At 28.2% G+C, this 11748-nt stretch carries 13 protein-coding genes; all 13 read left to right on the forward strand.

Annotated features, from left to right (window positions below; genetic code table 11):
* Positions 1-161 precede the first annotated feature (161 nt).
* Entirely contained in the window at positions 162-401 is a 240-nt protein-coding gene (gene atpE, locus CLOACE_RS10735; RefSeq protein WP_101495419.1) for an ATP synthase F0 subunit C, read from the forward strand.
* A 42-nt stretch (positions 402-443) separates the two neighbouring features.
* Positions 444-923 (forward strand): F0F1 ATP synthase subunit B, encoded by a 480-nt coding sequence (locus CLOACE_RS10740; RefSeq protein WP_070111244.1) that lies wholly within the window; start codon positions 444-446, stop codon positions 921-923.
* Between the two features lie 2 nt (positions 924-925).
* The gene (locus tag CLOACE_RS10745; protein ID WP_070111246.1) at positions 926-1465 is read left to right on the forward strand and encodes a F0F1 ATP synthase subunit delta; all 540 of its coding nucleotides are present in this window, start codon (positions 926-928) and stop codon (positions 1463-1465) included.
* Between the two features lie 10 nt (positions 1466-1475).
* Entirely contained in the window at positions 1476-2990 is a 1515-nt protein-coding gene (atpA, locus tag CLOACE_RS10750) for a F0F1 ATP synthase subunit alpha (RefSeq protein ID WP_070111248.1), read from the forward strand.
* 25 nt (positions 2991-3015) lie between these two features.
* Positions 3016-3864, forward strand: a complete 849-nt coding sequence (gene atpG, locus CLOACE_RS10755; RefSeq protein WP_070111250.1) for an ATP synthase F1 subunit gamma — start codon at positions 3016-3018, stop codon at positions 3862-3864.
* Between the two features lie 44 nt (positions 3865-3908).
* Positions 3909-5306, forward strand: coding sequence for a F0F1 ATP synthase subunit beta (gene atpD / locus CLOACE_RS10760; RefSeq protein ID WP_070111253.1), 1398 nt, complete (start codon positions 3909-3911; stop codon positions 5304-5306).
* A gap of 2 nt (positions 5307-5308) precedes the next feature.
* Positions 5309-5704, forward strand: coding sequence for a F0F1 ATP synthase subunit epsilon (locus CLOACE_RS10765; RefSeq protein ID WP_070111255.1), 396 nt, complete (start codon positions 5309-5311; stop codon positions 5702-5704).
* Positions 5705-5865: 161 nt separating this feature from the next.
* Positions 5866-6522, forward strand: coding sequence for a hypothetical protein (locus tag CLOACE_RS10770; protein WP_070111256.1), 657 nt, complete (start codon positions 5866-5868; stop codon positions 6520-6522).
* A gap of 23 nt (positions 6523-6545) precedes the next feature.
* Complete coding sequence (murA, locus tag CLOACE_RS10775; RefSeq protein WP_070111258.1) at positions 6546-7805, forward strand: UDP-N-acetylglucosamine 1-carboxyvinyltransferase; 1260 nt, start codon at positions 6546-6548, stop codon at positions 7803-7805.
* Between the two features lie 139 nt (positions 7806-7944).
* Positions 7945-9000 carry a stage II sporulation protein D gene (gene spoIID / locus CLOACE_RS10780; RefSeq protein WP_070111260.1) on the forward strand — a complete coding sequence of 352 codons (1056 nt, stop codon included), beginning with the start codon at positions 7945-7947 and terminating at the stop codon, positions 8998-9000.
* 161 nt (positions 9001-9161) lie between these two features.
* Positions 9162-9860 carry a M23 family metallopeptidase gene (locus CLOACE_RS10785; protein WP_070111261.1) on the forward strand — a complete coding sequence of 233 codons (699 nt, stop codon included), beginning with the start codon at positions 9162-9164 and terminating at the stop codon, positions 9858-9860.
* A 117-nt stretch (positions 9861-9977) separates the two neighbouring features.
* On the forward strand, positions 9978-10232 hold the full coding sequence (spoIIID, locus tag CLOACE_RS10790; RefSeq protein WP_070111262.1) for a sporulation transcriptional regulator SpoIIID: 255 nt from the start codon (positions 9978-9980) through the stop codon (positions 10230-10232).
* Positions 10233-10304: 72 nt separating this feature from the next.
* Positions 10305-11336, forward strand: coding sequence for a rod shape-determining protein (mreB, locus tag CLOACE_RS10795; protein ID WP_070111263.1), 1032 nt, complete (start codon positions 10305-10307; stop codon positions 11334-11336).
* Positions 11337-11748: the final 412 nt, after the last annotated feature.

The raw sequence follows: 11748 nt of genomic DNA on the forward strand, positions 1-11748 counted from the left end.
CAGGTGATTTTTTTATTAGCTTTGTTCATTGTTTCCTCTCTCCTTTCTGGGAGGTAATATTTTTATGGTAAATCTATTATATTTCATAGGTTGAGGGGAAGCAATGTTCATATAACTTAACAGAACTAAATTAATTAAGAGGAGGAAAATATATGGGTACTATTGATCCAAAGGCATTTGTTTCAGGAATGGCATTATTAGGAGCAGGAATAGCTGCTTTAGGTTGTATAGGTGGAGGTATAGGCTGTGGAAATGCAGCAGGAAAGGCTGTGGAAGGAGTTGCTAGACAACCGGAAGCCAAGGGTTCTATTATAACTACTATGATAATAGGTGCAGCTTTATCAGAAGCAACAGCTATATATGCTTTGTTGATTGCTTTAATGCTGTTAGCTAAAGCTTAAATTTAATTATAATACTTAGGTTTGAAGGGAGGCTTTAGCTTTATGAATATTACTATTACTAGAGTTATTTTTACTATAATAAATTTTCTTATACTATATTTTATTGTTAGATACTTCTTATTTGATAGAGTAAATAATGTAATAGATTCTAGAGAAAAAGAAATAGTAAGTAGAATAAAAAAAGCAGAAAAAGATGAGAAAGATGCTGAACTTTTAAAGATTGAAAATGAAAAGAATTTAAAAGATTCAAAAGAAAAAGGAAAGGTTATAGTAGAAGATTATAAAAATAAAGCAAATAAGCTTTATTCAGACATATTAAAAGAAGCTCATAAAGAATCAGAAGCTATAGTTAATAGAGCTAAAATAGATGCAGAAAGAGAAAAGGAAAAAGCTGCAGATGACATTAAAAATCAAATTATAGATTTAGCAGTTATTTTATCTGAAAAAGCTCTACAACATTCTATAGATGAAATAGAACATAGAAAATTAATAAAGGATTTTATATCTAAGGTAGGTATCTAATTATGTATGAATATTTAGATAGAAGGTATGCTCTTGCACTTTATAAGATAGGCGAAGAAAAAGGTAGGGTAGAAGAATATATACAAGATCTTAATGATATAGTAGATATAATTAAAAATAATAATGAATTATTACAACTAATAAAACATCCAGAAGTAAGTACCTTAAGAAAAAAACACATATTCACTGACATTTTTAAAGATAAGATTGACAAAGAATTATTAAGGTTTCTATTAATATTAATTGAAAAAGATAGAATTTTATATTTGGAAGAAAAACTTAGAGAAATGGAAAAAATCCATTTAGAAAAAAAGAATACTTTAATGGCCAAAGTAAAAACTGTAATACCTTTAGAAGAATCTGAGAAAGAGCAACTAGTAAAAGCATTAGAGAAAAAATATAATAAAAAAATAATTTTAACAGAGGAGGTAGACACTACTATAATAGGTGGGGTTTATGTAAGAGTAGGAAATGATGTAATAGATGGAACAATAAAATCTAGAATAGAAGAAATGAAAAAACTTGCGTTTAGTAAAGAATAGAGGTGAGTATATGAATATAAAGCCAGAAGAAATTACTTCTATAATAAAAAGGGAAATAGAAAAGTATGAAAATAAAATAGAAACTGTAGACTCAGGAACTATAATACAAATAGGAGATGGTATAGCTAGAGTTTATGGCTTAGATCAATGCATGGAAGGTGAAGTTTTACAATTCCCTAATAATGTATATGGTATGGCTTTAAATTTAGAGCAAGATAATGTAGGTTGTGTGTTGCTTGGACCTGAAGAAGGAATAAAAGAAGGAGACGTTGTAAAAAGTACTGGTAGAATAGTAGAAGTTCCAGTAGGAGAAGAATTAATAGGAAGGGTTGTAAATTCATTAGGAGAATCTATTGATGGCAAAGGTCCTATTAAAACTAAATCTAAAAGGCCAATTGAAGTAGAAGCCCCTGGTGTTATACAAAGACAAGGAGTAAAACAACCTCTTCAAACAGGTATAAAAGCAATAGATTCTATGATACCAATTGGTAAAGGCCAAAGAGAACTTATAATAGGAGATAGGCAGACAGGAAAGACTGCTATAGCAATAGATGCAATATTAAATCAAAAGGGAAAAGACGTTATATGTATATATGTAGCTATAGGACAAAAACAATCTACAGTTGCGCATATAGTTAACGATCTTACTGAAATGGGAGCTATGGATTATACTATAGTAGTTGCGTCTACAGCTTCAGAAACAGCACCCCTTCAATTTATAGCTCCTTATTCAGGATGTAGCATGGGAGAATATTTCATGCATAAAGGTAAAGATGTATTGATAATTTATGATGATTTATCAAAACATGCTGTTGCATATAGAACTATGTCTTTGTTACTTCGCAGACCACCAGGAAGAGAAGCTTATCCAGGAGATGTATTTTATATACACTCTAGATTATTGGAAAGAGCAGCAAAGCTTTCAGATGAATTAGGAGGAGGTTCCTTAACTGCACTACCAATTATAGAAACTTTAGCAGGAGATGTAACAGCATATATACCTACAAATGTTATATCTATTACAGATGGACAAATATTTTTAGAATCAGAGTTATTTTATTCAGGTCAAAGACCTGCAGTGAATGCAGGAATTTCTGTATCTAGAGTTGGTGGAAATGCTCAAATAAAAGCTATGAAACAAATTTCAGGAACCTTAAGATTAGAACTTGCTCAATATAGAGAATTAGCTGCTTTTGCTCAATTTGGATCTGATTTAGATAAAGAATCTAAGAATAGATTGGAAAAAGGTAAGAGATTAACAGAGATATTAAAACAAGATCAATATAAACCTATGGATGTAGAAAACCAAATACTAATACTTTATTCTGTAGTTAATGATTTTCTTATGGATATTCCTGTGAATAAAATAAGAAAATTTGAAAAAGAGTTTTTAGAATATATAAATGTTCATAATAAAGATATAATTGATGAAATTAGAGATAGAAAAGTCTTAGATGATGAATTAAAGACAAAAATTGATAAAGCTATAGAAGAATTTAAAAAAGCATTTTTAGCAGAGGAATAATAGATTCCTTTGCGGGAGGTGAAGTATGGGAGGAGCAGGACTCATTGCAATAAAGAGAAGAATAAAATCTGTAACTAATACCAAAAAGATTACAAAAGCTATGGGACTTGTTGCTACTGCTAAACTCAGAAAATCTCGAAAGAAGTTAGCTGTAAACGAAAATTATTATAATAATTTAGAGAGTATAGTTGATGAAGTTATTTCTAATTTTGAAGAAGAAAGTATATATATAAGTGGAAATAATTGCAGAAAAAAAGTATTTGTTGTTTTAACATCAGATACAGGTCTTTGTGGAGGTTTTAATGCATTAGTAATAAGTGAATTATTAAATCAAATAAGAAACCAAAAGGAGGAATCCTCCATGATAGTTATAGGAGCTAAAGGAAGTATTTACTTAAATAGATACAAAATAGTTCCTATAAAAAAATGGGAGTATATACCTCAAGACATATCTTTAAAATATATTGAGGAAATAACTGATTATATTATAAATAAATTTGAAAATTCAGAAATCGGAGAAGTCTATATTGTTTATACTAAATTTTTTTCAACAGTGAATCAAAAAGTTCAGGTAGAAAAAATAATACCTTTTCAAAGAAAAAAAATAGATAAAAATAAAATAGGCTATTTTGAATTAGAGGGAAATGAATTAATTGCTGAAACAGCTAGAATGCATATAAATACTAAACTTTTAAATAGTATGCTTAATGCTAAATCTAGTGAAGAGACCTCTAGAATGACTGCAATGGATGGAGCCACTAAAAATGCTGATGATATACTAGAAAAACTTAATTTAAAATATAATAGAATAAGACAAAGTGCTATAACTCAAGAGATATCTGAAATTGTTGGTGGAGCAGAAGCACAAAAGTAATTTATAAATTTTTTAATTTTTAAGTTAAAAAATGGAGGTGTAGTATGCCAAATAATATAGGAAAAGTTATACAGATAATAGGACCTGTTATAGACATAAAATTTGATTCTGAAAATCTTCCTAATATTTATAATGCAATAAAAATTAAAATGGAAGATAAAATTCTTATAGCAGAAGTTGAACAACATGTAGGAGATGACATAGTTAGAGCTATAGCTTTAGAAGCTACAGAAGGATTAAAAAGAGGAATGGATGCAGAAGATACGGGAAAACCTTTATCTATTCCTGTAGGAGAAGATGTTTTAGGAAGACTTTTTAATGTTTTAGGTCAGCCTATAGATGAAAAAGGAAATTTTAATGCTAAAACTTATTATCCTATTCATAGACCAGCTCCAAGTTTTGAAGAACAATCTGTTGAACCACAAATGTTTGAAACGGGTATAAAAGTAATAGATCTTATAGCTCCTTATGAAAAAGGTGGGAAGATAGGATTATTTGGAGGAGCAGGAGTTGGAAAAACAGTACTTATTCAAGAATTAATAAATAATATAGCTAGACAACATGGAGGACTATCTGTATTTACAGGAGTTGGAGAAAGAACAAGAGAAGGAAATGATTTATATAATGAAATGCAAGAATCTGGCGTTATAAAAAAGACAGCACTAGTATTTGGTCAAATGAATGAGCCGCCAGGAGCAAGAATGAGAGTTGCTTTAACAGGACTTACTATGTCAGAATATTTTAGAGATCAAGGACAAGATGTTTTATTATTTATAGATAATATATTTAGATTTACTCAAGCAGGTTCAGAAGTTTCAGCTCTTTTAGGAAGAATACCTAGTGCAGTAGGATATCAACCAACTTTAGCTACAGAAATGGGAGCTTTGCAAGAAAGAATAACATCTACTAAACATGGATCTATAACTTCTGTTCAAGCAGTTTATGTACCAGCAGATGATTTAACAGATCCAGCTCCAGCTACAACATTTACGCATCTTGATGCTACAACTGTTTTATCAAGATCCATAGCTGAACTTGGAATATATCCAGCGGTAGATCCATTGGAGTCAACTTCCAGAATATTAGATCCTAGAATAGTAGGAGAAGAACATTATGAAGTAGCTTCTAATGTAAAATTTATATTAGAAAGATATAAAGAACTACAAGATATAATAGCTATACTTGGAGTAGATGAATTATCTGAAGAAGATAAAGAAGTAGTAGGTAGAGCTAGAAAAATTCAAAGATTCTTATCACAACCTTTTACAGTAGCAGAACAATTTACAGGTATGCAAGGAAAATATGTTCCAGTACAAGAGACAGTAAGAGGATTTAAAGAAATTTTAGAAGGAAAGTATGATGATTTACCTGAATCCGCCTTTTTATTTATAGGTACTATAGATGAAGCAGTAGAAAAAGCTAAATCTATAATGGAGAAATAAATATGGAAAAATCTTTAGAATTAATAGTAAATGATTCAGAAGGAGAATTCTATAAAGGCGAGGTTCAAAGTATACTTAGTGAAAGTTCTGAGGGATGTTTTGAAATACTTCCCAATCATGTACCTGTAATAATTTTATTAACACCTACAATTACTAAATTCATTGAAAAAGATGGTAAAGTATTGAAGGCTTTTACATCTATTGGATTATTAAAAGTAAAAAATAATAAAGTAGTCATATTATGTGATTCATGTGAATGGCCTGAAGAAATAGATGTAGAAAGAGCAAAAAGAGCCAAAAAAAGAGCGGAAGATAGATTACGACATAAAGAAAAAATAGATAAAAAAAGAGCAGAATTAGCTTTAGAGAGAGCTTTAGCAAGATTAAAAGCAAAATAAAAAAAGCCTAAAGATATTATTTAAATCTTTAGGCTTTTTTATTTTGAAAAAGGCACATTTTTTAGCAAAATTTATATATTAATAATATATTTAGTGAATAGACTCATTATAATATGTCCATAATTTATGTGAGAATGTATTTTAGAAAAAGGAGATAATTTATGAGAACTTATAAAGTATTAATATCTATATTTACTATGTTTATTATATTCCTAATTAGTTTTAATAATTCTCACGCTAAAAATGGCAGTGAAATATTTGAGGAAATTATAAAATGTACAAATAGTCATATTGAGGAATATGAAATGTGTGTAGAAATTAAATCTAATAATGAAGATGTTTTTAAGGATATATTGAATTATATATATAAATGTAGATTTATACAAACTAGAAATAAAACAAATATTAATATATATGAATTTAAAAAAAATAATATGTATTTATATATAGAAAGTATTAAAAATGGAAACAATAGTATTGTTAAAATAAAAATTAAAGAGAAAGGTAGAGATAAAGAAATATTAAATATTAAAAAAGATATAAAAGATATTTTGTATAAAAAAAATATTAATGCTACTTACTGTGAATGCGTAAAAGCAAAAACTGAAAATAGCATAGAAGATATCAACAAAATGGTTTTAGATTTAATTAATAAAAATGGGTTTAAAAATATTGAAACAGTAAAAATATATAATGGGTATAGCACAGTGGCATCTACAGGGAATTTAAAAGATACTAATTTTAATTGTGCTGTTTGTAAATATTCTTCAGGAAATTATATATTAATTGGTATACCTCAAATAAATATTTCCTATTAGTAATGAGAGAATGGAGGAATATTATGAATAAAATAGTAGCAAAGGGAGGAAATGAACTAAAAGGAGAAGTAAATATAAGTTCAGCTAAAAATTCAGTATTACCTATAATAGCAGCTAGTATACTAAGTAGTGGAAAATGCGTAATAGAAAATGCACCTATGTTTGAAGATGTGTTTGTAATATCTAGTGTTTTAGAATCGATTGAATCTAATGTTTTTATAGATAAGGATACAAATAAAATTATAATAGATTCTTCTAATGTACTTAATCTTCAACCAGATATGGATTTAGTAAAAAAAATGAGAGCATCCTTTTTAATAATGGGACCTATGATATCTAAATTTGGAAGTTTTAAAATATCTTTTCCAGGAGGATGTAATATAGGTACTAGACCTATAGATTTACATTTAAAAGGATTCAATGCTTTAGGAGCAGATATAAGCATTGGACATGGATATGTAGAAGCTAAAGCCACTAGCTTAAAGGGAAATAAAATATATTTAGATTTTCCATCAGTAGGAGCAACAGAAAATATTATGATGGCAGCGGTGCTAGCAAAGGGAGAAACTATTATAGAAAATGCAGCAGAAGAACCAGAAATAGAAGATTTAGCTAACTTTTTAAATAAAATGGGAGCAAATGTAATAGGAGCAGGAACAGATACTATAAAAATTATTGGTGTTAAAGAATTAAAAGGCACTATTCATAAACCTATTTATGATAGAATTGAAGCAGGAACATTTATGATTGCAGCAGCCATAACTAGAAGTAAAATTAAAATTAATGGAATTAATGAAGAACATTTAAAGCCTATTATAGCTAAGTTAAATGAAATGAATGTAGATATAGATGTTATAGGTGAGAGTATATTAGTTAATGCAAAAAAAGAATTAAAACCAATTGATATAAAAACAATGCCCTATCCTGGATTTCCAACAGATATGCAAGCACAAATGATGGGGCTTTTATGTACAGTTGAAGGCACAAGTTTTATAACAGAAACTATATTTGAAAATAGATTTATGCATGTACCTGAAATGAAAAAAATGGGGGCAAATATAAAGATAGATGGAAGAAATGCTGTTATTGAAGGTGTAGACAAATTAACAGGATGCCAAGTAAGAGCAACAGATTTGAGAGCAGGGGCGGCACTTATACTATGTGGATTAGCTGCTGAAGGGACTACAGAAATCACAGATATATATCATATAGATAGAGGATATGTAAACATAGAAAACAAATTAAAAAGATTAGGGGCTTTTATAAAAAGAATTGATAAATAAATTTTATTACAGGGCAGATACAGAAAATAGTATTTGCTCTGTTTTTGTTTAAAGGTTAATTTATGTAATAATCATATGTATTTTCTAATATTAATATAATATTATTGAAAACTTAAAATATTAGAGGAGAACAATAACTATGAGAAAAAGATTAAAATATGAATTTTTTTATTTAAAAAATATTTTCATAATAACATTTATATTTTTATTTTCTGTAGTATTACTTTCAATTATTTTATTAGGAACAAAAAAGTATGGAGGAAAAATTAATAAGTATAGTATTAAGCAAAATAATATAATATTTAATAAATATAAAAAAGGAGGACCAGATGTAAAAATATATATAACAAAAAAAAATAAAGTAGAAAAGATGAAATTAGAAGAATATATTGTTGGAGTTGTAGCTGCAGAAATGCCAGCTGAGTTTCATATAGAAGCTTTAAAAGCTCAAGCAGTAGCAGCAAGAACTTATGCTATTGCTCATATAAAATCTCAAGGAGGAAACCCATGTAAAAATGCTTTAGCTAAAGGAGCAGATTTATGTGATACAGTTCATTGTCAAAGTTATATATTTAAAGAAGATAGATTAAAAGGCTGGCCTAAAGAAAATAGAAATAAGTATTGGAATAAAATATGTAAATCAGTAAAAGATACTGAAGGAGAGATAATTACATATAATAATGAATTAGTTAAAGAACCTTATTATTTTGCTACTAGCAGTGGAAAAACGGAAAATGCTAAAGAAGTATTTCAAAAGGATATACCTTATTTAATAAGTGTAAATAGTCCAGGAGAAGAAAAGGCTCCTAAATATAGAACTGTTTTCAAATTTTCTTATAAAGATATAGCTAATAAAGTAAATAGAGCTTATCCAAAAGCAAAAATGTCTAGTAAAAGATTAAAAAAACAAATATGGATAAAAGATAGAAGTAAATCCGGTGGAGTTAAGTGTATTAAACTAGGTAACGTAGAGATAACAGGACAGCAATTTAGAAATATATTAGGAATTAATTCAGCTAATTTTAATATTAAATTTAATAATAAAAATATAGAAGTTATTTGTAGTGGCTATGGACATGGAGTTGGAATGAGTCAATGGGGAGCAAATGCTATGGGTAAGCATGGAAAAGAATATAAAAAAATTATAACTCATTACTATCAAGGAACTAAAATAAGTAAAATAAATTATAAATAATTTTTAATAAAGACCATATTTTCAAGTAATATTTTAGATTATTTTAAATAAATTTAAAATATTATTTTAAAATATGGTCTTATTTTAAAATAATAAAAAATATATGTAAATATGTATTTTTTTACTTAATTCTGGACAAACTAAAAAATGGAGGTGTTACTATGGACAATAAAAATAATAAATCAAATTTTTTTAAGAAGGAGGGTTTTTATGTAATATTATTTGTTTGCCTTTGCGTTGTAGCTACAATAGCAGTTATTACCACTAAAAACAGCAGACATGCAAAAAGAAACATTCCAGTTAAGCAGGAAGTAGTATCTAAAAATGAATCTAAAAAAGATATAGCACAAGAACCTTCTGTAGATTATCAAAATGCTCTTCAAGTAAAAGAAAATAATAAGAATTCTAATAATGAGAAAGTATCTACTGAAGTTTCAGCATCAACGGATATGAATTTTATAAAACCTGTAGAAGGAAAATTAGCTAGAGGTTATTCTGAACAACCTGTTTATTGGAAATCAACAGATAGCTACAGAGCTAATCTTGGTATTGATATTAAATGTGAATTAGGAGCAGCAGTAGTTGCATCAATGGATGGAGTAGTAGAACAAATTAACAAAAATACAGAAGATGGCATACAAATAATATTAAAACATCCTAATGGATTAAAAACAGTATATTCTAATTTGGATCCAAAAGTAAAAGTAGCTCAAGGAAATAAAGTAAAAAAAGGTGACCAAATAGGCATTGTAGGAAAGACAACATTAAGATCAGCATATGAAACATATGGAGAACATTTACACTTTGAAGTATTAAAGGGAAATGTTCGTGTAGATCCAACAAGATATATAAAATATTAGAGTTTAAGTATTTTTATTAGCCATTTTCTATAAAGTTAGGAGAAAATGGCTAATAAAAGCAAGTTATTATTTTTTTATAACTATAATAAATTTTAGAAGGATTAAGGAGGTAGCACTTTGAAAGATTATATTGAAGAAAGGGTTTTAGAAGTTGCAAAGTATATTATAGGATCAAAAGCTACAATTAGAAAAACAGCTAAAGTTTTTGGAGTTAGTAAAAGCACTATACACAAAGATATGACAGAAAGGTTACCTAAAATAAATCCTCAAATTGCTAGAGAAGCTAAAGACATTTTAGATTATAATAAAGCAGAAAGACACATAAGAGGTGGAAGAGCTACTAAAATGAAGTATAAAGCTATTGAAGGTTAAGCGCATTCCTATTATAATTAAATAAGGTATATTTTGAAAAATAAATACAAAAGAGCAGGAGTGAAGATAGGAATGTTTTTTAATATAGGAACTGATATGGGAATAGATTTAGGTACAGCTACAGTACTTGTTTTTATTAAGGGCAAAGGTGTAATTTTAACAGAGCCTTCTGTTGTTGCTATAAACAAAAGCAATAACATGGTACTAGCAGTTGGAGAAGAGGCAAGACAAATGATAGGAAGAACCCCTGGAAATATTGTAGCTACTCGTCCTTTAAAAGATGGTGTAATATCTGATTATGATATTACAGAAAAGATGTTAAAGCATTTTATAAATAAAGCTTGTGGAAAAAAAAGAATGTCAGCACCAAGAGTAGTGGTTTGTATTCCATGTGAAGCTACTGAAGTTGAAAAAAGAGCAGTAATAGATGCTGCTAAAAATGCAGGAGCTAAAAGAGTATATTTAATTGAAGAGCCTCTTGCAGCAGCTATAGGTGCTGGACTAGATATTACTAAAGCAAGTGGAAGCATGGTAATTGATATAGGAGGAGGAACTACTGATATAGCAGTTATTTCATTAGGGGGTATAGTTGTAAGAGCTTCTTTAAAAGTAGCAGGAGACAAGTTTGATGAGGCAATTGTAAGGTATATAAGAAAGCAACATAAACTTATGATTGGAGAGAGAACTTCAGAAGATATTAAAATAAATATAGGTTCTGCTTTCCAAAGGGAAGAAGAAGTGAGTATGGAAATAAGAGGAAGAGATTTGATTACAGGTCTTCCTAAAAACATAACTGTTTCTTCAGATGAAATGAGATTTGCTTTAAAAGAAACTGTTAATGCTATTGCTGAAAATACTCATGGTGTATTAGAAAAAACTCCACCTGAGTTAGCAGCAGATATAGCGGACAAAGGTATAGTAATGACTGGTGGAGGAGCTATGCTAAATGGATTAGACAAGCTGATACAAGAAGTTACAAATGTTCCAGTATATATAGCAGAAGATCCAGTTTCTTGTGTTGCAAAAGGAACTGGGCAAGTTTTAGAATATCTTGATAAAATGAATATAAACTTAATTGGAGATGACATAAGTTTAATAGAATAATTAAATAATTTGTATTGTAATTTATTATGTTGTTGAATAAAAAATGATTGAAATAATTTGTATATAAAAAATAATTAAAAATAAGCTATATAAAATAATAAGGCAGTCTTATAAAGAGAGTTTGTAAATAATTTGAATGAATTTTAGACACTCTTAGAATAAAAAATAAAAAAACTCCGTAATTCATCACAGGACGTGATGAGCCAATTTCCGCCCCAAGGACGGGGCATAAATTGGGTAGGAGTTTTTTTATTTTTTATTCTTAGAGTGTCTTAATGAAATGATTTATTTACAAACTCTCTTTATAAGACTGCCTTATTATTTTATATAGCTTATTTTTAATTATTTTTTATATACAAATTATTTCAATCATTTTTTATTCAACAACATAATAAATAGTTTATATTAAATG

It is taken from the genome of Clostridium acetireducens DSM 10703 (genome assembly GCF_001758365.1).
GTDB lineage: Bacteria > Bacillota > Clostridia > Clostridiales > Clostridiaceae > Clostridium_C > Clostridium_C acetireducens.

Coding starts and splice junctions, on each gene's coding strand:
- CLOACE_RS10770 (WP_070111256.1), top strand. CDS start 5,866: ATGAGAACTTATAAAGTATTAATATCTATATTTACTATGTTTATTATA.
- atpG (WP_070111250.1), top strand. CDS start 3,016: ATGGGAGGAGCAGGACTCATTGCAATAAAGAGAAGAATAAAATCTGTA.
- murA (WP_070111258.1), top strand. CDS start 6,546: ATGAATAAAATAGTAGCAAAGGGAGGAAATGAACTAAAAGGAGAAGTA.
- CLOACE_RS10740 (WP_070111244.1), top strand. CDS start 444: ATGAATATTACTATTACTAGAGTTATTTTTACTATAATAAATTTTCTT.
- CLOACE_RS10745 (WP_070111246.1), top strand. CDS start 926: ATGTATGAATATTTAGATAGAAGGTATGCTCTTGCACTTTATAAGATA.
- atpA (WP_070111248.1), top strand. CDS start 1,476: ATGAATATAAAGCCAGAAGAAATTACTTCTATAATAAAAAGGGAAATA.
- spoIID (WP_070111260.1), top strand. CDS start 7,945: ATGAGAAAAAGATTAAAATATGAATTTTTTTATTTAAAAAATATTTTC.
- CLOACE_RS10765 (WP_070111255.1), top strand. CDS start 5,309: ATGGAAAAATCTTTAGAATTAATAGTAAATGATTCAGAAGGAGAATTC.
- atpD (WP_070111253.1), top strand. CDS start 3,909: ATGCCAAATAATATAGGAAAAGTTATACAGATAATAGGACCTGTTATA.
- mreB (WP_070111263.1), top strand. CDS start 10,305: ATGTTTTTTAATATAGGAACTGATATGGGAATAGATTTAGGTACAGCT.
- CLOACE_RS10785 (WP_070111261.1), top strand. CDS start 9,162: ATGGACAATAAAAATAATAAATCAAATTTTTTTAAGAAGGAGGGTTTT.